This is a genomic window from Gillisia xinjiangensis (assembly GCF_046298265.1).
In the GTDB taxonomy this organism is placed as follows: Bacteria; Bacteroidota; Bacteroidia; order Flavobacteriales; family Flavobacteriaceae; genus Gillisia; species Gillisia xinjiangensis.
The window spans coordinates 167,814-189,761 of record NZ_JBKAHK010000002.1 but is presented as its reverse complement, the minus strand read 5'-3'; the positions used below and the strand labels follow the sequence as shown (position 1 = coordinate 189,761).

Genomic DNA, 21,948 nt, shown 5'->3' with positions numbered 1-21,948 from the left:
GAATTATAACAATTATTATATTAAACATTAAAGTAATAGATAATGTCTAAAATCATAGGTAAGGTTGCACAAATTATTGGTCCTGTAGTGGATGTAGCTTTTAATTCAGAAAATTCTGGATTACCAAAAATTTACGATTCTCTTGAAATCACCAGAGAAGATGGATCTATCCTGGTTCTTGAAGTTCAATCCCATGTTGGAGAGAACACGGTAAGAACCGTTTCGATGGATTCTACCGATGGGTTAGCCCGAGGTGTGGAAGTAGTTGCGACTGGTTCACCAATTCAAATGCCTATAGGAAAAGATGTGTATGGCCGATTGTTCAATGTGATTGGAGATGCAATTGATGGAATGGAGAATTTACCAAAAGCAGGTGATAGTGGATTGCCAATTCACCGTGATGCACCAAGATTTGAAGATTTATCTGTTTCCACTGAAGTTTTATTTACCGGAATTAAGGTTATTGATCTAATTGAGCCTTATGCAAAAGGTGGTAAAATTGGATTGTTTGGAGGAGCCGGTGTTGGAAAAACAGTACTTATCCAGGAATTGATCAACAACATTGCAAAAGGACACGGTGGACTTTCGGTTTTTGCCGGAGTTGGTGAAAGAACAAGAGAAGGGAATGACCTTTTAAGAGAAATGTTGGAATCCGGGATTATAAAATACGGAGACGATTTTATGCATTCCATGGAAGAAGGTGGATGGGATCTTACTAAAGTAGATAAAGCTGCTTTAAAAGAATCTAAAGCAACCTTTGTTTTCGGACAAATGAACGAGCCACCGGGAGCACGTGCACGTGTAGCACTTTCGGGACTTACCATAGCAGAATATTTTAGGGATGGAGCAGGAGAAGGACAGGGAAAAGATGTGCTTTTCTTTGTAGATAACATTTTCCGTTTCACACAGGCAGGGTCAGAAGTTTCTGCACTTTTAGGAAGGATGCCTTCTGCGGTTGGTTACCAACCAACCTTAGCTACAGAGATGGGAGCTATGCAGGAACGTATTACTTCTACCAAAAACGGATCTATTACATCGGTTCAGGCGGTTTATGTACCTGCAGATGATTTAACCGATCCGGCGCCGGCAACAACCTTTGCCCACCTGGATGCAACTACAGTACTTTCACGTAAAATTGCCGAGCTTGGTATTTATCCTGCGGTAGATCCTCTGGATTCTACCTCAAGAATTCTTACCGCCGAGATCCTTGGATCAGAGCATTATGATTGTGCGCAACGTGTTAAGGAATTGTTGCAACGTTACAAGGAACTTCAGGATATTATCGCGATTCTTGGTATGGAAGAGCTTTCCGAAGAAGATAAACTTGCCGTATCCCGTGCAAGACGTGTTCAACGTTTCTTATCTCAGCCGTTCCACGTGGCAGAACAGTTTACAGGTTTAAAAGGAGTTTTGGTTGATATTAAAGAAACAATCAAAGGTTTCAATATGATCATGGATGGAAAATTAGATCACCTTCCGGAAGCCGCTTTTAACCTTAAAGGTAGTATTGAAGATGCTATCGAGGCAGGAGAAAAAATGTTGGCAGAATCTTAAAATAGTATTGAGTAGTTAGTATTGAGTAAAAGCTCTGGTACTAGTTGCTCAATACTTAATACTCAATACTAAAAGTAATATGTATTTAGAAATAGTTACTCCGGAAGCCGTTGTATTTGGTGCTGAAGTAGAAGCGGTTAAAGTTCCCGGAATCGATGGTGAATTTCAAATGCTGAATCATCACGCTCCTATTGTTTCTCTTTTGGTAGAAGGGGAAGTTAAGATCAATCTTGGTGCAGATCAGGCTGGTTTAAAAAAACTTTCTTCGGAATTTAGAAAGGAAGGAAATAATGTGTTCTATATTATTAAAGGAGGAGTTCTTGAAATGAAAGATAATAAAGCAATTATATTGGCAGATTAAGATCTGATTTTTATAATTTCCTAATATTACCTGCCAGTGTTTCAAACACTGGCAGGTTTTTTTTATTCCTTCACATACTCCAAAATATCCCCGGGTTGGCAATCCAATACTTGACAAATAGCTTCCAGGGTCGAAAATCTAACCGCTTTAGCCTTTCCGGTTTTTAATATAGATAAGTTGGCGGTGGTAATACCAATAGCATCAGCAAGTTCATTGCTTTTCATATTTCGCTTTTCCAGCATCTGGTCTAAATTTACTTTTATTGACATTTTAAACTGTTAGATCGTTTTCTTCCTTTAGGCCTTTCGCTTTCCTAAAAACATAGCTAAGATAAATGAAGAACAATCCCATACAAATAGCCATTATTTTGGAATCGAAAGAAAAAACATGAATACCAACCACTTCACTTTTTCCAAAAATCATGTTAGAGAATATATTGAATACGGATTTAATAATTACCAAAAGAACTATTAATTGACCCAAAAGCTTCAGGCTTGAAATTTGAAATTCAGTAAATAGAGGAGATTTAAATAGCGAGCTTACTATTTTTTTGAAAACATATAAGCTAAAGATAAAACCAATATTTAAAAGTATAGACACCATAATTAGCCCAATTATCGGTAATTCCCACCTAAAATTAGGTACTAATAATAAATCAGCCCAAAATTTAGATTCAGGTAAAAATGGAATAAAAAGAATTCCAATAATATTTATTCCAATGGACATTAATACAACGATAAATATGAAGTTTAGGAACCATTTTAATGGTTGAAGAGGTGTGTCGGTTGTTTTCATCTGGTTATTTTATTAGTTTTTATCGGACGTTGTTAAATATTATACTGTTAGATCGTTTTCTTCCTGCAATTTTCCGGCATAGCTGAAGGATTTTGAAAGTAAAATAAAGAAGAGTCCCAGAGCCAGTTGGAACCAAAGTGAGTCAAAGGAGCCATCTATATTGATCCCTACGGCTGCCTTATTTTCTAAAATAAGTTTCATTACAAAGTCTAAAAGCATTTCGGCCAGACTTCCAATAATTAGTAATTGCCCAATGAGTTTTAATCCGGAAATTTGTATTGGGGTGAATAATTTCCGCTTAAAAAAGCTGCGCACTACTTTCCGAAGCAAATAAATTATGTATATAAATATCCCTGAAATGATAAATTCTAAACTTATTCCGAGGATAATGGCAGTTGAAAATTCTTCGATTTCGTATTCGTTGATCTTTACGGAAAACGGAATTTTTTCGGAGAAGATCACACTAAGTATAAACAAGATAAAAGAACTTATTATGCTAATAATGAGCAGTATGTATAAAATGTCCAGAATGGTTTTAAGCAGAATTGGAGGCTTAATGGAATTGGTTGTTTTCATCTGTTATTTTTAGTTATACAGTTAGTTCGTTTTCTTCCATCAGATTGTTTCCCTCTTTAAAAATCTCAGCGAGAATAAAAGCTATCAACGCAACGAATAAAATATTAAAGGAAATAGTAAATGAACTGATTGCGTGATTACCAAAGTCCCAATAACTGAAAACAGAAAGTCCGCCCATCAATAAACAATAATTACCAATCTTTTTAAAGGCTTGCACATTGGTTTGATGAAAAGTTTCAAGCTTTCTCACAGATTTCAGAACCCTTCTGAACTGATTTATTGAGAGAAAAAGGAAAATAAGAATAGCTGTATATTTTAAGTAATTAAAATATAACGAAACTGTATTCCAGCCAGATAGTTTCTGTTTCTCATCAATAAGGGATTTTTCACCTACAAATGATTCTGTTTCGATCAGTATCAATGAATCATTACCCGGTTTCTCAAAATTCCATTCATCATAGAAGTTTCTATCAAATTGGAAATGAAGGAAAACTATAGTTATTATGATTATCGAGACTCCAAAAGATAATTTAAAGAATTGACAAAAGAAGTTTGCGATGTTTAAAAGGGAATTTCTATTCATAATATTTTTATTGTTTATCGATAACAAATATATATTAATTTATCGATAAACAATAATTTTATTTTTGATAAAACAGGTTATTAAACTCTTGAGATACTTGTTAATTTATAATTTTATTAATGAAATCGGTTTGGATTTTATTCTATATTAGATGTATAAAATAGGTTCCTGCTATGATACACCCGGATACAGAAATTCAGTTTATAAGTGATGAAATAGGCTATGGGGTTGTTGCCACGAAATTCATCCCAAAAGGTACTATTACATGGGTTCAGGATGAATTGGATCAAATTTTCACCCAGGAGGAAGTCGATAAAATGAAGCTGTTATCACAGCAAATGATCGATAAATATACCTTTAGGAATAACAAGGGGAATTATGTGATGTGCTGGGATCTCTCAAAATATGTGAACCACAGTTTTAAATCCAATTGTCTTTCTACCGCGTATGACTTTGAGATCGCAGTGCGCGACATTCATCCCGGGGAAGAACTTACAGATGATTATGGTTACCTTAATGTCACCGAGGCTTTTCATGCTAAAGATGAAGGTACTGCCCGCACCAAGGTATTTCCGGATGATCTGCTTAATTTCCATAAGGATTGGGATTCAAAACTTGAGGAAGCATTTGAAAATCTTAATAGTGTAAAGCAACCTCTAAAAGCACTAATTCCCACTGAAATAATGAATAAAATTGAATCTGTTCTGCTGGGAAAAACACCTATGGATTCAATTTTGAATTTATATTTTAGTCAGACGACACCCTGAAATCACTTCTTATTTATTTTTTTGGCTTAAAGTTTAGCTAAAGATTATATAGCGCTTATTTTTGCTTAAAAATTACAAGTCTTGAATAGCCCTGTTTATATAACTTCAATCGCCTCGGTTTCTCCCCTTGGGAAAACTTCTGAAGAAATTTGGGAGCGGTATAAAGATCCAAAACATTTGATTTCCAGTCATGATTTTAATGGAATGACGGGATATGCGGCTTTTCTTCCAAAAGAACTTAAGGAAGAATTAGCACAATTCCGGGACTCTAAACCTCATTTCAGGAATTTGGATCAATCGGTTTTATATGCGGTTTTTGCTTCCAGAGAGGCGGTAAAAAGAAGCGGATGGAGTGTCGGAGGAAACATTGGAATTAATATTGGAAGTTCCCGCGGCGCCACTCAACTGTTTGAAAAATACCATGCTTCGTTTTTAAATTTAGGAAAAGCTGAAATTCTGGCCTCTCCGTCTACCACTCTTGGAAATATTTCGTCCTGGGTTGCTCAGGATTTGCAAAGTTCGGGACCAGAAATTTCCCATAGTGTAACCTGTTCAACCGGATTGCATGCGGTGCTAAATGGAATTGCCTGGTTGCAGGCCGGAATGGCTGATAAATTCCTGGTGGGTGGAAGTGAGGCTGCCCTAACCCCATTTACCATCGCCCAAATGAAAGCCATGAAGATCTATGCTTCGCAGTATCTGGATTTTCCCTGTCGTGCCTTGGATATGGAAAAAACGCGAAATTCTATGACCCTGGGGGAAGCTGCAGGAGTGCTTTGCCTGGAGAAGAATCCTGAAAATAGTATCGCTAAGATCGGCGGAATTGGATATGCTACTGAAAAATTAAAACATTCCGTATCTATTTCAGCGAATGCTGAATGTTTTCAGAAATCCATGAAAATGGCGATTGGAGCTATTCCCTTAGATGAAATTGATGCCGTGGTAATGCATGCTCCGGGAACACAAAAAGGTGATAAGGCCGAGGTCAATGCTATACGGGAAGTATTTGGGGAGCAACATCCGGCACTTACTTCCAATAAATGGAAGATTGGCCATACCTTTGGAGCTTCAGGAATTTTGAGTCTGGAACTTGCGATTCTGATGTTACAACATCAGGAATTTATTCCAGTTCCTTTTTCAGTGTTTCAAAAAGCACCAAAGCAGTTAAAAAATATACTCGTAAATGCCGTTGGTTTTGGTGGAAATGCAGTTTCGGTTTTAGTGAATAAATCATAAATAAACTGTTCAAAAAGCTGTCTGGTTTTTAAAGCATTGCAGCACAATAATAAAAATATATTTTAATAGCATTCAGAAAAGCGGAGTTTTCGTTATTTTTGGATTCAAATCATATTTCATGACTATAAAACACAACTGGACAAAGGAAGAAATTCTGGAGATTTACAACAAGCCATTTATGGAGTTGCTTTACGAAGCAGCTACCGTTCACAGGGAAAATCACGATCCAAATACAGTACAGGTTTCTACGTTGCTGTCTATAAAAACGGGCGGTTGTCCGGAAGATTGCGGTTATTGCCCACAAGCGGCACGTTACCATACCGATATTGAAGGAAATGACCTCATGAGCGTAAACCAGGTAAAAGCCCAGGCCTTGCGCGCTAAAGCATCTGGGAGTTCCAGGGTTTGTATGGGGGCTGCCTGGAGAAATGTAAAGGATGGAGCCGAATTTGATTCGGTTTTGGAAATGGTGAGAACCATCAACAAACTGGAGATGGAAGTTTGTTGCACCCTTGGAATGATTACCGAAAATCAGGCCCAGCGTCTTGCGGAAGCTGGACTGTATGCTTACAATCACAATCTGGATTCTTCTGAAGAATATTACAAAGAAGTGATATCTACACGTGGATATCAGGACAGGCTTGATACCATTGGGAATGTAAGAAAAACCAATGTTACTGTTTGTAGCGGAGGAATAATAGGAATGGGTGAGAGTATAAGTGACCGAGCGGGAATGCTGGTGGCCTTGTCTACTTTAAATCCGCAACCGGAATCTGTGCCAATCAACGCATTGGTTCCGGTAGAAGGAACTCCTATGGAAGAGCAGGAACCGGTTTCCATTTGGGAAATGGTTAGAATGGTTGCAACTTCCAGGATTGTAATGCCTGAAACCCAGGTGCGGTTATCTGCCGGAAGAACTCAAATGAGTAGGGAAGGGCAGGCAATGTGCTTTTTTGCCGGTGCAAATTCCATCTTTGCAGGAGATAAATTATTGACTACCCCAAATCCTGATGTTAGTGAGGATATGGAAATGTTTAAGGCCCTGGGACTAAACCCACAGAAGGCTTTTGAGAAAAAATCTCAGCCGGAAAGCATTTCTGCCCAGGAATCTAAATACCAGAATTTGGGAGAAAAACCAAAATGGTCAAGACCAGGGCATAAGATTGAAAAAAATCTTCAGGCCCAGGAAAAAGCCAAAACCAAGGCTTAATTTTTAATATATTTCAGTATGAAACTCAATCTGCAGGATATTCCGCGGGTAAAAGGAATCTCAAAAGAAATTTTTTTGAAAGACTATTTTATTCCGCAGCGTCCAGTGGTATTTGAGGATCTCAGTTCCGACTGGCCTGCGACCAAGAAATGGGATTTTGACTATTTTGAGAAAAAGGCCGGCGATATTGTGGTTCCACTTTATGACAGTAAACCTGCCACAGGAAAGCAAAAAAGTCATGGGCCTGCAATGAAGATCAAAATGCGGGAATATATAGAGATACTTAAAGCAGGTCCAACAGATCTCCGTATGTTTTTCTTTAACCTTCTTCAAAATGTCCCTGAGCTTATAAAGGACTTTAAATATCCCGATTTGGGAGTTAGATTTTTTAAAAAATTGCCTGTCTTGTTTGTGGGCGGTGAAGGAGGAAAGGTGGTCATGCATTACGATATGGATCTCGCGAATAACTTTCATTTTAACTTCGCAGGTGAAAAGCGGGTAATCCTGTTTCCGCCGGAGGAAACAAAATTCCTTTATAAGGTTCCTTATTCCATAGTGAGCATGGAAATAATAGACATGGATAATCCCGATTTTGAGAAGTATCCTGCTCTGGCAAAAACCAAAGGCTATGAAGTCCGTTTAAAACACGGGGAAGCACTGTTTATACCCAGTAAATGGTGGCATTTTATTAAATATGAAAGTCCGTGTTTATCGCTAACTTTAAGATCATTACCTACTTCTCCGAAAAAAATTCTGGAGGTTTTAAGCAATGTGATTTTGGTACGGAATTTTGATAATATAATGCGAAGACTGAAAGGCCAACGATGGATAGATTACAAGAATGATTATGCGATAAAAAATACCCATAAAAATGCCGGAATTGAATGATGAAAGAAGGAATGGAATTAACTGAAATACCGAGAGTTTCTACGATAACCAGGGAAAATTTTGTCAAAAATTATGTACGGAAACAAAAGCCTGTTGTAATTGAACATTTAACTGAAGACTGGCCTGCATATAAAAAATGGGACCTTGATTATATCAGAGAAATTGCCGGTGAGAAAACGGTACCTCTTTATGATGACCGGCCTATAAGTGCAGCGTTAAAATTTAATGAAGCCCATTTAAAGATGAAAATGGCAGATTATATTGATTTGCTTCAAACCAAGCCTACAAATTATCGTATTTTTTTATATCATTTACTCAAGGAAGTTCCATCTCTTCAAAAGGACTTTAAGTTTCCGGATCTTGGATTACGATTTTTAAAACAGCTTCCAACCTTGTTTTTTGGCGGTGAGAATTCAAAGGTTTTTATGCATTATGATATTGACTATGCAAATATTTTGCATTTTCATTTTCACGGAAAAAAACAGTGTATTTTATTTCCTCCTTCCCAGAGTAAATTCCTTTATAAAGTTCCATACGCGCTTATAACGCGCGAGGATATCGATTTTACTAATCCCGATTTTAAAAATTTTCCAACACTTAAAAAAGCAAGAGGCTATATCACAAATTTAAATCACGGGGAAACTCTTTATATGCCGGAAGGATACTGGCACCAGATGACTTATTTAACTCCTGGATTTTCAATGAGTTTAAGGGCAACATCCAGAAATATCACCAATTTCTCAAAAGCACTTTACAACCTTGGTTTTATGCGGTATTTCGATAATTACATGCGTAAGTTAAGAGGGCAGAAATGGATAGATTATAAGAATGAACAGGCCATTGTGAATACTCATAAAAAGAATAATATTAAAATTTAAAGTCCTCTGTAACCTGAAGGATCAAAGGTATTTCAAACCCTCTTTGTTGCAGGTAATAAACTAGTTTTTGCTTCTTTTTATACGGATTAGCCTCTTTAATTAAATTCAGCTTTTTCGCGGCAACTTCTTCCAGAGTAGTGAAATATTCAGAATCATCAATCTCGGTAAAGGCTGTTTTTATAAGAGGGGCAGAGATATTCCGCTTTTTTAATTCCTGCTTTATCTTGATCCTTCCCCACTTTTTAATTCTGAATTTTCCCCGAACAAAACTACGGGCAAAGCGTTCTTCATTTAAAAAATTTTCCTGCATAAGCTTGATGGTAATCTGCTCACAGGCTTGTGGGATCATTCGCATTTCCCGCAGTTTTGTTTCGACTTCCTTTTGGGAGCGATCTCTGTAAGCACAAAACTGCATCAGCTTTATTGTGGCCTCTTTTACGGTGTAGGATTTTTGTGATGGGTCTGATTTCATATTATTCAAAGATAATTTAAAGAATTTAGTAGGCTAAACTTTGGCGTAGAAAGCATAATTTTAGGAGAAAGGCTAAATTTTTCAAACTACTCAACAGGAAATTTTTTCCTATATTACTGCTCATTATTATTGCCAAACCTATTTATTTTATGATATCGAAATTACAAACCCGGTTATTGTTTTTTTGTTGTTTTTTGGGCTTTTCAACTATAGCAGCAACAGCCCAGGGCAGCAGGCTGTTGAGACAGCCAACTATAAGCGATCAACATATTGCTTTTGTTTATGCAAATGATCTCTGGATAGTTGACCAACGCAAGGGAGAGACAAAGCTTGGAAATGCCCGCCGTCTCACTTCAAATGAAGGAGCTGAAACCAATCCTCATTTTTCACCCGATGGCAAATGGATTGCTTTTACCGGGCAGTATGATGGAAATGTAGATGTTTATATTATGCCTGCTGAAGGAGGGCAGCCAAAAAGGCTTACCTGGCATCCGGGAGCCGATGAAGTTACCGGTTGGACTCCTGATGGGAAGTCTGTTTTATTTTCTTCCGGAAGGGAAGGATATCCCACGGCAGTTTCAAAACTGTATACTATCTCAACCGTTGGTGGTATGCCGGTGGCTTTAAAAGTTCCTAGGGCTGCCAAAGGAGAATTGTCTCAAGACGGTAAATTTCTTGCCTATACTCCAATATCTTTCTGGGATCCCGAATGGCGTAATTATCGCGGCGGACAGGCGCAGCCAATATGGATCCTGAATATAAAAGATTATTCCCTCAAACAAACCTTGAGAACCGATAATGAGAGACATACCGATCCTGTTTGGCTTAACGGAAAAATCTTCTACCTTTCTGAAAGAGATTATGCAAATAATATCTGGTCTTATGATCCTGTTTCTGAAAATTTGGAACAGCTGACTTTTCACAAACAATTTGATACCAAAAGCCTTGATTCAGGTGCTGGAATGATCGTTTATGAGCAGGGTGGATATCTGCATTTGCTGAACCCTTCGAATGGAAGTAGCGAACAACTTGAAATAAATGTCCGTGGAGATTTTAACTGGGCCCGGCCAAGATGGGAGGATATTTCAGCCACAAGACTTTCAAATGCATCCTTAAGTCCTACTGGACAACGTGCATTATTTGAATACCGGGGAGAGATCTTTACGGTTTCAAAAGAAGAAGGCAACTGGAGAAATATAACCAACTCATCCGGGGCGGCAGATCGTTTTCCTGTTTGGTCTCCAGATGGATCCAAAATAGCATGGTTTTCGGATGCTTCAGGAGAATATCAGCTTATGATCGGGAGCCAGGAAGGATTAGGAGATATCCGCAGTATAAAAATACCAGGTCCAACTTTCTTCTTTAAACCGGAATGGTCGCCAAACGGGAAGTATATCGCTTTTACCGATACAGATTATAACCTCTGGTATATGGATGTAAAGAGCGAACAAATCACCAAAGCCGATGTTGAAGGTTATGCTCATCCAAACCGTTCTCTTAACCCGGTTTGGTCCCCTGATAGCCAGTGGATTGCCTATGTTCGCATCATGGATAATATGTTCAAGGCGGTGAAAGTTCATAATGTGGAAACCGGTGAAAACCATCAATTGACGAATTCCATGGCCGATGCAATTTCTCCTGTGTGGGATGCAAGCGGAAAGTATCTTTATTTTCTTGCCACAACAAATTATGGGTTAAATACTGGCTGGCTGGATATGACCAGTTATGAAAGGCCTGTCACCCGAAGTCTTTATATGATGGTGCTTTCTAAAGATACACCTTCACCTCTTATGCCCCGTCTATTCGATGAGAAGGAGCAAAAAGAGGAGGAAGAAGTCAAAGCTAAGGAAGAGAAAAAGAAAGCTTCAGGTAAAAAAGAACCTGAAAAGGATGTACCAAAGGTAAAAATTGATTTTGACGGATTAGAAAACCGGATTGAAGTACTGGGCGATCCAGATAAAAATTATACCGGTTTATTATCCGCCGCGGAGGGTTATGTGTTCTATATGGAAGGCATCCCAAACGAACCTGAGTTCTCTATGAGCAGGTACAGCCTCGAAGAGCGAAAAGCTATCCCATTTCTTCCTAAAGTAAATGAGGCATCTGTATCCCATGATCGTAAAAATATGCTCTACCGCAATGGCGGTACCTGGGGAATTATTGCCACCGGAAATGGAGCTCCAAAAGCTGAAGATAATAAACTGATGGTTTCCAGCCTGAAATTAAAAATCGACCCTGTTGAAGAATGGAAGCAGATATTTAGGGAAGGATGGCGCTATCAAAGAGATTTTTTATATGTAGACAATATTCACGGTGCTCCCTGGGATAAAATACTGGAATGGTATACGCCCTGGATAGAGCACGTACGTCACAGGTCAGATCTTAATTACCTGGTAGATATACTGGGAGGTGAAGTAGCCGTTGGGCATTCTTATACTTCAGGTGGCGATTTTCCTGATATAAAAAGAGTTCCGGGAGGATTGCTTGGAGCAGATTACGGGGTGAAGTCAAACAGATATTATTTCAGCAGGATATATAATGGTGAAAGCTGGAATCCGGAGGTGAAGGCTCCTTTGAGTCTTTCCGGGTTGAATGTGAATGAAGGAGATTATCTTTTAGAGGTAAATGGAGAAGAAGTGGAAGCTTCCCAAAATCTTTATACTTATTTTGAAGGTACCGCCGGAAGGCAAACCTATATTTTAGTAAATGATAAACCTTCTAAGGCAGGAGCAAGGCTAATCACAGTTGTTCCGGTTGAGAATGAATATCAGTTGAGGAGTTTTGCCTGGATAGAAGACAACAGAAGAAAAGTTGATGAAATGTCTGATGGTAAACTCGCTTATGTGTATGTTCCCAACACCGGGCAACAAGGCTATCAGTATTTTAACCGATATTATTTTGCCCAGCAGAATAAGCAAGGGGCGATCATAGATGAAAGGAATAATGGAGGAGGTTCTGCTGCCGATTATATTGTGGAAGTACTCGCGAGGGAACTTCATGGATATTTTAACAGCAGGGTTGAGGGAAATAAACCTTTTACAACCCCTATGGCCGGAATTTGGGGCCCAAAGGTGATGATCATTAACGAGAGAGCCGGTTCCGGAGGAGATCTGTTGCCTTACTTATTCCGGGAAATGGAAATAGGACCCTTGGTAGGTACCCGCACCTGGGGCGGACTTGTAGGCACCTGGGATACTCCTGCTTTTGTAGATGGAGGCAGAATGGTAGCACCACGCGGTGGATTTTTTGATGTTGAAGGAAACTGGGCTATAGAAGGCGAAGGGGTAGCCCCGGATATAGAGGTGCATATGACTCCGGCAGATGTTATTGCAGGAAGAGACCCGCAGCTGGAGCGATCGGTTCAGGAAGCATTAAGACTTCTAAAAGAAAACCCTATAGAGTTAAAACCAGAACCCGCACCACCGGTTAGATGGAAACGACCACAAGGCTGGGAGCAGGAAGCTGAAGGAGGAAATTAAATAAAAAAAACCGGAGATAGATCTTCGGTTTTTTTCTGGTTCTAAAACAAAAAAAACGCCTTCCAAATGAATGAAAGGCGTTTAGTTCAATGTTATAAATTTTACTCTAATACTTCCCCGTTTTTGTCGTGAAAGTGATATTCCATGTACGTGTAAGCGTCTCTTGGTAATATTTTTACCCAGCGTTTATGGTCAAAGAACCATTGTGAGCGGGGTGAAGGAAAGCCTCTTGTTAAGAAGGCTGCAATAAATGGGTGCGCACTTAAGGTGATCTTTTTATGATTTTTCTTGATCAGCCTTTCAAGGTCGGTTTTAATTTTGTCTATCACTATAATAGGTGCCTCAATCTCACCTCTACCATCGGGATTTACCTCTCTGGTCTTGATATTCGTTTCCGGCCGTACGCGTTGTCTTGTAATTTGAATCAATCCGAATTTACTCGGGGGTAAGATTTTGTGCTTTGCTTTATCATCGCTCATTTCTTCCCTTAAATGATCATACAGCGCTTTTCTGTTTTCTGCTTTATTCATATCTATAAAGTCTACCACGATGATTCCACCCATATCGCGTAAACGCAATTGACGGGCGATCTCTGAGGCGCTTATAAGATTAACTTCCAGGGCAGTATCTTCCTGGTTCTTCGCTTTGTTGGACCTGTTTCCGCTATTCACGTCTATAACGTGCATAGCTTCGGTGTGTTCTATGATAAGGTAAGCACCTTTGCTCATAGATACCGTGCGGCCAAAGGAAGTTTTTATCTGTCTTTCGACTCCAAATTTTTCAAATATGGGAACGTTGGTTTGATGCAATTTTACTATTGATTCTTTATTAGGGGCAATTTCTGCCAAATAATCCTTGATTTGTATATAAAGCGTCTCGTCATCTACAGAAATGGAAGTAAATGTATCGTTGAAAACATCTCTTAATATAGAAGATGCACGATTTAATTCACCTAACACCTTTGAAGGGTGGGGAGCTTTATAAATTTTTTTACACATCACCTTCCAACGTTCAAACAAATTTTGAAGGTCTTTGTCCAGTTCTGCTACTTTTTTTCCTTCTGCTACGGTGCGAACAATCACGCCAAAACCTTTTGGCTTGATGCTTTTTACCAATCTCTTTAGTCTGTCCTTCTCCTCTTTACTCTCAATTTTTTGAGAAACTGAGATCCTGTTGGAGAAAGGGACCAAAACTATATATCGGCCCGGCAGGGAAAGCTCAGAGCTTAACCGTGGACCTTTGGTAGAAATTGGTTCTTTCATCACCTGTACCAGAAGTGATTGATTTGATTTTAAGATTTCAGCAATGCTGCCATCTTTATCAATATCTTTTTCAAAAGTAAAATTCTGTAAAGAATAATCTTTTAATTTACCTGTGCTTACACGTTTTATGAATTTAAGCAAAGAAGAAACTTGAGGACCAAGGTCATGATAGTGTAAAAAACCATCTTTTGTATAGCCTACATTAACAAATGCGGCATTTAACCCTGGGACAGATTTGCGTATTTTGGCGATAAAAATATCCCCTACGGCAAAATTACTGTCGTCTTCTTCCTTGTGTAATTCAACTAGTTTTCCATCTTTTATTAAGGCAAAATCTACAGCAGAGGAACTGGTTCTAATAATCAATTCTTTATCCACTAGATTAGATTTTTATCCCGCCCCGAAAATTCGGGTTTCGGAATGGATTAAACATTAAATTTTCACAGGGTTTTTAATCCTGAAGAAACCTTGATTTCATTTTTTAATGAAGGTTTCAATTTCAAAGAACGTCTTTTACTAAAAAAAGTAGTGAGAGCACTACTTTTTCTTGTGGCGGTTAGCTCTACTTCTTTTTTTACGCTTGTGCGTTGCTACCTTATGTCTTTTTCTTTTTTTACCACTTGGCATAGTGTTGGTGTTTTTTTAAATTAATAATTCTATTCTTTTCCCTGTTTGTTAAAAAGGGGGTATTATTTAACTTCTACGTTTGTTTTCACACCATCAACAAAAATTCTTGCTGGTTTAAATGCCGGGATATTATGGGCCGGTATTTTAATGGTGGTGTTTTTAGAGATGTTTCTTCCGGTTTTTTCGGCTCTTGTTTTGACTACAAAACTACCGAATCCTCTTAAATAAACATTATCTCCACTTTCAAGGGAAGTTTTTACTTCTTCCATAAATGTTTCAACAGTTGCCTGAACATCACCTTTTTCCATTCCTAATTTCTCGGAGATTTTGGCTACGATATCTGCTTTCGTCATTTTCTTTCTATTTAATATTATAATTGGGGTTCCTAAATTTCAAGGGGGCAAATATATGAATTAAATCTCCAATATTTCAATCCTAATTCATTAAATAGTAACCAAATAAAGATTTATACTTGCAATTAAACATCGGCACGGATGCTATTTCATAAAACACTGGTTAATTGGTATTTAGAAAATAAAAGGGATTTGCCCTGGCGAAAAACAGACGATCCTTATCACATTTGGTTGAGCGAAATTATGCTTCAGCAAACAAGAATAGAGCAGGGGCTACCCTATTATTATAAGTTTATAAAAGAATTTCCCGATGTTTTTCAGTTGGCTGGGGCTTCCCAGGAAAAAGTATTGAAGCTTTGGCAGGGCCTTGGTTATTATTCCCGCGCACGGAATCTTCATGCCACCGCTCAGGTTGTAGCAACTCAATTAAATGGAAATTTCCCCGAAGATTATAAAGAGCTACTTACCCTGAAAGGAGTTGGAGATTATACGGCCAGCGCTATTGCTTCCATTTGTTACAATGAAGCTGTTCCTGTGGTAGATGGCAACGTTTACAGGGTATTGGCGCGATATTTTGATATTGAAACCCCTGTGAACAGCAGTGCTGGAATAAAAGAATTCAAACAATTGGCGACAGAATTGCTGGACATTGAAGATCCCGGCACCTACAATCAGGCGGTAATGGAATTTGGAGCCTTGCAATGCAAACCTCAGTTGCCGCTTTGTGAAAGTTGTCCACTTTCAGGAAGTTGTCTTGCCTTAAAAAACGGAAAAATTGGTCAGCTCCCCGTAAAACTGAAAAAAGCAAAAGTTAAGAAGCGATATTTTAATTACCTGGTTTTTATTTCTGAAGAAAATACAACCCTGATCGAACAGCGTTTGGGAAAAGGTATTTGGGAAGGTTTGTATCAATTTCCGCTTGTAGAAACAACTTCCCGGCTTAAGGAAGAGGAAATACTTCTGGAAGAGGAATTTATAAACTTTGCCGGAAGGGATCCAAAGCAAATTACTTTATTTAATAGCAGTCCTATTATACATAAGCTTTCACACCAGCATATTTTCACCAATTTCTGGTTGATAAAGAAAAATAAATTGCCGGAAAGTTCTGTTTCGGTAGCGAATCTCAAAAAGTATCCTGTTCCGGTTTTGATAGCAAATTTTATTCAGGATTATAATTTCCCTGAATATGGTTTACAGGATGGGGATTTATAATTTCTGCATTGATAGATTTCCTCTTTTGTTGATTACTTACTGGATAATTTTATTTATTTTTAAAAATAATTAATCCATAAGTTCGTGATAGTTCACGGCATAAAATTCTTTGAATTATGACAGGTACACTGAATAAAGTAATGTTGATAGGGCATACCGGGGATGATGTGAAAATGCATTATTTTGAAGGTGGAAATTCCATTGGAAGGTTTCCATTGGCAACCAATGAGGTTTACACCAATAAAGCTACAGGCCAGCGGGTGGAAAATACCGAATGGCATAATATAGTGGTGCGAAATAAAGCTGCAGAAATATGTGAGAAATACCTTAAAAAGGGAGACAAAGTATATATTGAAGGCAGGTTGAAAAACAGAAAATGGACGGACGATAAGGGAGTGGAACGCTATTCGGTTGAGATTCAATGCACCGATTTTACATTTCTAACACCAAAAGAAACTTCAAAAGAAACTCCAAAGGAAACTTCTAAAGAAACTACCGGAACTCAGGCTCCAAAAAATTCAGCTTCTCCCACAACTGTTTCCGAATCAAAAAATGATACTTTTGCAAATCAAAATCAACCTTTGGGAAAGGAAGAAGAAGATGATCTTCCATTCTAAGTTTAACTAAAAATATAGCAATTGGATCCGGATCCTCCCAGTTTAATCTTATTATTATTATCTTACGATGTCTCACAAATAGGGGGCATAATTGCTGTTTTTGTCCTGCTTATTGGTTCGGCGCTTATTTCCGGAGCCGAAGTGGCTTTTTTCTCTCTCACACCATCAAATTTTATTACGGTAAATGGAAAAAGGAGCAATGCACAAAAAATAGTCGTTAAGCTGCTCGAAAAACCTAAAAAATTATTGGCCACCATTCTCGTTGCCAATAATTCCATAAATATTGCCATCGTGTTGCTTTTTGATTCCCTCACCGATGAATTCTTCGGAAATATGAACACCCTGGTTTTTGGGATCGATTTTAAGTTTGTAATTGAAGTTGGGGTAGTTACTTTCCTTATACTATTGTTTGGAGAGATCCTTCCGAAGGTATATGCTAGCAGGAATAACGTGAAATTCTCAAATTTTATGGCGTATCCGCTAAATGTGCTGGATACTTTATTCGCGCCGTTAAGCATTCCAATGCGGTCCATAACCCTTTTTATACATGAGAGATTGGGAAAACAACGCAGTTATATTAGTATAGATCAATTATCACAGGCGCTGGAGCTTACAAGGGAAGAAGAAACTTCCCATGAAGAGCAAAAGATATTAAGAGGAATTGTATCCTTTGGAAATACAGACACAAAGCAGGTAATGAAACCCCGGATGGATATTTTCGCCTTAAATGAAACTCAAAGTTTTAAAGAAATAGTTCCCGAAATTATTAAAAACGGGTATTCCAGAATTCCTGTATACAAGGAAAACATCGATAATGTAACCGGCATTTTATACGTAAAGGATCTTTTGCCTTTTATAGACAAAAAGGAATTTGACTGGGCGGGCTTGGTGAGGGATCCCTACTTTGTTCCGGAAAATAAAAAGCTGGATGATTTGCTGAATGAATTCAAGGTTAAAAAAAATCATCTTGCAATTGTGGTAGATGAATACGGAGGAACCAGCGGACTCATTTCCCTGGAAGATATTATAGAAGAAATCGTGGGGGATATAAATGATGAGTTTGACGATGAAGATCTCATCTTCTCAAAACTGGATGATTCTAATTTTGTTTTTGAAGGTAAGACTCCTTTAAAGGATTTTTACAAGATAATTAAACTGGAGGATCCATCAGCTTTTGAAGGAAAGAAAGGAGAATCGGAAACTCTGGCTGGCTTTTTACTGGAGATCTCCGGAGGTTTCCCTAAAAAGAACGAGATCATCACCTTCCTCAATTATAAGTTTACCATAGAGGTTATTGATGATAAGCGTATTAAGCAAATCAAACTTAGTATTGAGCCAGTCTAAACGAAGGATAATTGCTTCAGAATAAATTATACCGATGAAGAAACTTATTTTATATTTTTCACTCCTTCTTTTTATTTTTAGTTGCAAAGACGAAACCCTGCCTAAACCGAAGGCTTTTCTTGCATTGGAATTTCCCGAAGCCACCTACACACAGGCAAACCTGGACTGTCCTTATGAATTTGAAATCAATGAGATCTCCCGAATTTTAGATGCTAAGGGCAGCGGAAATTGTTGGATAAACATTAATTATCCATTGCTGAATGCAACGCTTTTTATCACCTATCAGGATGTTAATAACAACCTGGGTTCCCTTTTAATGGACGCTCAAAAACTCCCTTTGCAACATACCATAAAAGCCGATTTTATTGAGGGAGACGTGTATAAAAACCCTGTTCATAAAACTTATGGAATGCTATATGAAGTTGAAGGAAATGCAGCTTCCCAGGCGCAGTTTTACCTTACCGACAGCACTTCACACTTTATTACAGGATCCCTGTATTTCAATCAAAAACCTAATTTTGATTCTATTATGCCTGCTGCGGAGTTTTTAAAGAAAGATATTAAACATTTGATGGAAACGCTTCGGTGGAAATAATTTACGAAAATGGATACTTTAATCCTGAAACCTAATCTTAATTTAACAATTGTAAAAGAATATTAAATTAAAATTAACTAATTGAGGAAATCCTTAAGTTTTTTTATATTTTGGTCAGCTGAATCAAAAAATTAAAAAACTATGAGGCAAATTCATTCTAATCGCATTTCGATAATGCTTTTCCTGTTATTATTGCCATTGTCGCTTTTTGCGCAGGAAACTTTAACCGGGAAAATAGTGAATCAGGCTACGGGGGAATCAGTCCCCTTTGTAAACGTAATTGAAAAGGGTACTAACAATGGTACTACAAGTAACATTGATGGAGAGTTTTCCATAAGGGTAGCCTCACTTCCTACAACTTTGGTGTTTTCCTATATAGGTTTTGAATCACAGGAAGTTCGCGTAATCAACAATGCTCCTTTAGCAATACCTTTTGTTGAAGCGATGTCCTCCCTGGATGAAGTAGTAGTCACCGGATTGGCAACTTCCATAAAAAGAACGAACTCTGCAAATGCTGTAGCTTCTATTAGCTCTGAAGAACTTGTAGGAACAACCACTCCTGCTACTTTGGATGGAGCATTATACGGAAAATTTCCCGGAGCAGTAGTAAGTGCTACCTCAGGTGCACCAGGTGGTGGACTATCGGTTAAATTAAGAGGAGCAACTTCTATTCAGGGCAATACCCAACCGCTTTATATTATAGATGGAGTTTATGTGGATAACTCATCGATTGCAGCGGGTTTAAATGCGGTTTCTGCGGCTGCATCCGGGGGTAGTGCATCTAATCAGGATAATCCCACCAACAGGATCGCCGATATTAATCCGGAGGATATCGCCAATATTGAAATTTTAAAAGGAGCATCTGCTGCTGCTATTTATGGAAGTCGCGCTGCTGCAGGAGTGGTAATTATCTCTACCAAAAGGGGAGTTGCCGGTGAAACCAGCTATAAATTTTCCCAATCTGTAGGATGGACAGAGGTAAGCAATCTCTTGGGAGTAAGAGATTATACTGAAGAAAGGGTTTTAGCAAGTTTTGGGGAAGATGCCGTACAGGATTTTATCACAGCCCGGGATCAAAACAGGCTTATAGATTATGAAAAGGAACTGTTCGGAGAAAAAGGAATGATTTCCATTACTAATTTTAGTACCAGTGGTGGGGGAGATAAAACCAGATTTTTTGCAGGAGTTACCCATAATACCGAAGAAGGGATTGTTAAGAATACCGGATATGAAAAAATTTCCCTGAGATTGAATGTGGATCATAGGGCAAATGATTTTATCAAACTTTCGTTGAGTACCAATTATATCCATTCATCATCAAATCGTGGATATTTTAACAATGATAACACTGGAACTTCCATGGGAGTAGCATTGACCGGAACAGTGCCATGGTTAGACTTATTTCCGGATGAAAACGGGAACTTTCCTGATAACCCATTGGGTGCTTCAAACATTCTTCAAACCAGGGAACTTGTAATTAACAATGAAAAAAACAACAGGTTGATAATGGGGGGAACCGCCAATATCGATATTTATAAAGCAGAAAAATCAAATCTTGAACTCATCCTTCGCGGTGGGGTAGATTATTATGGCTTCAACACTTTTGCATTCTTTCCAAAAGAACTTCAGTTTCAAAAACCCTCTAACCGGGGTCAAAATGGAGTGTCGGTCCAGGGAAGTACCGCAAACCAAAACTATAACCTATCGGCCTTCCTGGTTCATAATTTTTTTACCGACAACGATATAAATTTCAGGACTCAGGCCGGGTTAACCCGTGAGTATTTCGATAGAAATAGTTACCTTATCACAGCTACTGATCTTGTAGCTTCAGAAAGCAATGTAGATCAGGCTACCAATACCGGTGTAGATCAAACCCGCCAGAAACAGGAAGATGCCGGGTTTTTTGTGCAGGAAGAAGTCAATTTCCAGGATAAAGTAATTGCAACTGTGGGTATTAGGGGCGATAAATCCTCTAATAATGGGGATGCTAATGAATTATCCTATTATCCCAAAGCTTCTGTTGCTTTGAATTTGAATGAGTTCGATTTTTGGAATGACAGTTCTGTTCTCAACCAATTCAAGTTAAGGGCTGCCTATGGAGAGGCGGGGAACTTTCCACCAATTGGAGCATTGTTTACTTCCTATAACAGCTTTTCAAGTATTGGATTAAACGGAGCTACCCTAAAAGGAATCAGTTTGGGAGGAGTGAAAGGGAACTCGAATTTGAAATCGGAAAGACAAAAGGAGTTTGAAACCGGGATTGATTTCGGTTTGTTTTCAAATCGTTTGACAGGGTCCATTACTTATTATATAAAAACGGTAGACGATTTAATCCTGCAAGCCGCTAAACAACCCTCTTCCGGTTTTACATCCGAATTTGTAAATGCGGGAAGCCTTCAGAATAAAGGAATTGAAATTGGACTAAATGCTGTCTTGTTTAACAATAAGGATTTCACCTGGGATTTTGGCGTAAACTTCTTTAAAAACGAATCGGAAATTACAAAACTTGATGTTCCTGCTTTTAATGTAGGAGCTTTTGGTGCGACTTTAGGAACTTTCAGAATAGAAGAGGGACAAAGTGCCACACAAATTGTTGGGATTGGACTAAACCCTGGTCCTAATGGCCTTCAGAAATTTGGAGATTCGGAACCCGATTTTCAAATGGCATTTAATAATCAATTGAAATATAAGGACTTTGATCTTTCCTTTTTGTGGCAATGGAAAAAGGGAGGGGATAATATTAACCTTACAGCCCTTTTAACTGATTTAAGTGGGACAAGTCACGATTATGACACACTAGACCTTGATCCTGAAGGATTACTTGGAAATGGAAGATATAGGGTTAGTCAACTGGGATCTTCCGCAGGGGTTTTCGTGGAAGATGCAGGATATTTGAGATTGAGGGAAGTAGGATTGTACTACACCATTCCTCAACAATTTACCAATCGAATTATGAATGGCACCTTTGAACGAATCAAACTTGGTTTTTCCGGAACCAATCTAATAAACATTTTTGATTATAACAGCTACGATCCAGAAGTCTCCAATTTTGGTGGAGGAGGAATTTTCAATGCGGTAGAAGTTACTCCTTTTCCCGCTTCCAAAAGATTCTTGTTTAACGTAGCCTTTAACTTTTAAA

Annotated in this window: 20 protein-coding genes; 13 read left to right on the top strand and 7 right to left on the bottom strand. The window is 38.3% G+C overall.

Features of this window, described 5'->3' with window-relative positions:
* Positions 1–42: 42 nt before the first annotated feature.
* Positions 43–1,554 (top strand): F0F1 ATP synthase subunit beta, encoded by a 1,512-nt coding sequence (atpD, locus tag ACKGJN_RS01940; RefSeq protein ID WP_409537735.1) that lies wholly within the window; start codon positions 43–45, stop codon positions 1,552–1,554.
* Positions 1,555–1,633: 79 nt separating this feature from the next.
* Positions 1,634–1,915 carry a FoF1 ATP synthase subunit delta/epsilon gene (locus tag ACKGJN_RS01935; protein WP_409537734.1) on the top strand — a complete coding sequence of 94 codons (282 nt, stop codon included), beginning with the start codon at positions 1,634–1,636 and terminating at the stop codon, positions 1,913–1,915.
* Between the two features lie 62 nt (positions 1,916–1,977).
* On the opposite strand, the gene ACKGJN_RS01930 is transcribed toward ACKGJN_RS01935, so the two are convergent.
* From ACKGJN_RS01930 to ACKGJN_RS01915, 4 genes are read right to left on the bottom strand one after another with little or no spacing between them, the layout of a single operon-like run.
* The gene (locus ACKGJN_RS01930; protein WP_409537733.1) at positions 1,978–2,184 is read right to left on the bottom strand and encodes a helix-turn-helix domain-containing protein; all 207 of its coding nucleotides are present in this window, start codon (positions 2,182–2,184) and stop codon (positions 1,978–1,980) included.
* A gap of 1 nt (position 2,185) precedes the next feature.
* A complete protein-coding gene (locus ACKGJN_RS01925; protein WP_409537732.1) occupies positions 2,186–2,710 on the bottom strand; it encodes a DUF2975 domain-containing protein in 525 nt (174 codons plus the stop codon).
* Between the two features lie 39 nt (positions 2,711–2,749).
* Positions 2,750–3,286, bottom strand: coding sequence for a DUF2975 domain-containing protein (locus tag ACKGJN_RS01920; RefSeq protein WP_409537731.1), 537 nt, complete (start codon positions 3,284–3,286; stop codon positions 2,750–2,752).
* A 13-nt stretch (positions 3,287–3,299) separates the two neighbouring features.
* Positions 3,300–3,869 (bottom strand): DUF2975 domain-containing protein, encoded by a 570-nt coding sequence (locus tag ACKGJN_RS01915; RefSeq protein WP_409537730.1) that lies wholly within the window; start codon positions 3,867–3,869, stop codon positions 3,300–3,302.
* A 173-nt stretch (positions 3,870–4,042) separates the two neighbouring features.
* On the opposite strand from ACKGJN_RS01915, the gene ACKGJN_RS01910 reads away from it, so the two are divergent.
* From ACKGJN_RS01910 to ACKGJN_RS01890, 5 genes are all read left to right on the top strand, one after another.
* A complete protein-coding gene (locus ACKGJN_RS01910) occupies positions 4,043–4,636 on the top strand; it encodes an SET domain-containing protein (protein WP_409537729.1) in 594 nt (197 codons plus the stop codon).
* An 81-nt stretch (positions 4,637–4,717) separates the two neighbouring features.
* Complete coding sequence (locus ACKGJN_RS01905; RefSeq protein ID WP_409537728.1) at positions 4,718–5,872, top strand: beta-ketoacyl synthase N-terminal-like domain-containing protein; 1,155 nt, start codon at positions 4,718–4,720, stop codon at positions 5,870–5,872.
* A gap of 118 nt (positions 5,873–5,990) precedes the next feature.
* A complete protein-coding gene (gene bioB / locus ACKGJN_RS01900) occupies positions 5,991–7,082 on the top strand; it encodes a biotin synthase BioB (protein ID WP_409537727.1) in 1,092 nt (363 codons plus the stop codon).
* An 18-nt stretch (positions 7,083–7,100) separates the two neighbouring features.
* Positions 7,101–7,970, top strand: a complete 870-nt coding sequence (locus ACKGJN_RS01895) for a cupin-like domain-containing protein (RefSeq protein ID WP_409537725.1) — start codon at positions 7,101–7,103, stop codon at positions 7,968–7,970.
* Complete coding sequence (locus ACKGJN_RS01890) at positions 7,967–8,848, top strand: cupin-like domain-containing protein (RefSeq protein WP_409537724.1); 882 nt, start codon at positions 7,967–7,969, stop codon at positions 8,846–8,848. The genes ACKGJN_RS01895 and ACKGJN_RS01890 overlap by 4 nt, the downstream gene beginning before the upstream one ends.
* Here ACKGJN_RS01890 and ACKGJN_RS01885 read toward each other — a convergent pair.
* Entirely contained in the window at positions 8,838–9,320 is a 483-nt protein-coding gene (locus ACKGJN_RS01885; RefSeq protein WP_409537723.1) for a regulatory protein RecX, read from the bottom strand. The two genes, ACKGJN_RS01890 and ACKGJN_RS01885, sit on opposite strands and share 11 nt — an antisense overlap.
* Before the next feature lie 149 nt (positions 9,321–9,469).
* Here ACKGJN_RS01885 and ACKGJN_RS01880 point away from each other — a divergent pair, with 149 nt between their 5' ends.
* Positions 9,470–12,799 carry a S41 family peptidase gene (locus tag ACKGJN_RS01880; RefSeq protein WP_409537722.1) on the top strand — a complete coding sequence of 1,110 codons (3,330 nt, stop codon included), beginning with the start codon at positions 9,470–9,472 and terminating at the stop codon, positions 12,797–12,799.
* A gap of 101 nt (positions 12,800–12,900) precedes the next feature.
* Here ACKGJN_RS01880 and ACKGJN_RS01875 read toward each other — a convergent pair whose 3' ends face one another.
* Together ACKGJN_RS01875 and ACKGJN_RS01870 are read right to left on the bottom strand one after the other, a co-directional pair.
* A complete protein-coding gene (locus ACKGJN_RS01875; RefSeq protein ID WP_409537721.1) occupies positions 12,901–14,439 on the bottom strand; it encodes an Rne/Rng family ribonuclease in 1,539 nt (512 codons plus the stop codon).
* Between the two features lie 311 nt (positions 14,440–14,750).
* Positions 14,751–15,059, bottom strand: a complete 309-nt coding sequence (locus ACKGJN_RS01870) for an HU family DNA-binding protein (protein ID WP_409538372.1) — start codon at positions 15,057–15,059, stop codon at positions 14,751–14,753.
* Between the two features lie 123 nt (positions 15,060–15,182).
* Between ACKGJN_RS01870 and mutY the strand changes: the two genes are divergently transcribed.
* The 5 genes from mutY (at position 15,183) to ACKGJN_RS01845 (ending at position 21,947) form a co-directional block, all read left to right on the top strand.
* On the top strand, positions 15,183–16,253 hold the full coding sequence (gene mutY, locus ACKGJN_RS01865) for an A/G-specific adenine glycosylase (RefSeq protein WP_409537720.1): 1,071 nt from the start codon (positions 15,183–15,185) through the stop codon (positions 16,251–16,253).
* A 116-nt stretch (positions 16,254–16,369) separates the two neighbouring features.
* Positions 16,370–16,870: a single-stranded DNA-binding protein gene (locus ACKGJN_RS01860; protein WP_409537719.1), complete on the top strand. Its 501-nt coding sequence runs from the start codon at positions 16,370–16,372 to the stop codon at positions 16,868–16,870.
* 21 nt (positions 16,871–16,891) lie between these two features.
* Entirely contained in the window at positions 16,892–18,214 is a 1,323-nt protein-coding gene (locus ACKGJN_RS01855) for a gliding motility-associated protein GldE (RefSeq protein WP_409537718.1), read from the top strand.
* A 34-nt stretch (positions 18,215–18,248) separates the two neighbouring features.
* Entirely contained in the window at positions 18,249–18,809 is a 561-nt protein-coding gene (gene gldD / locus ACKGJN_RS01850) for a gliding motility lipoprotein GldD (RefSeq protein WP_409537717.1), read from the top strand.
* Positions 18,810–18,950: 141 nt separating this feature from the next.
* Positions 18,951–21,947, top strand: coding sequence for a SusC/RagA family TonB-linked outer membrane protein (locus ACKGJN_RS01845; RefSeq protein WP_409537716.1), 2,997 nt, complete (start codon positions 18,951–18,953; stop codon positions 21,945–21,947).
* The last annotated feature ends 1 nt before the right edge of the window (position 21,948 follow it).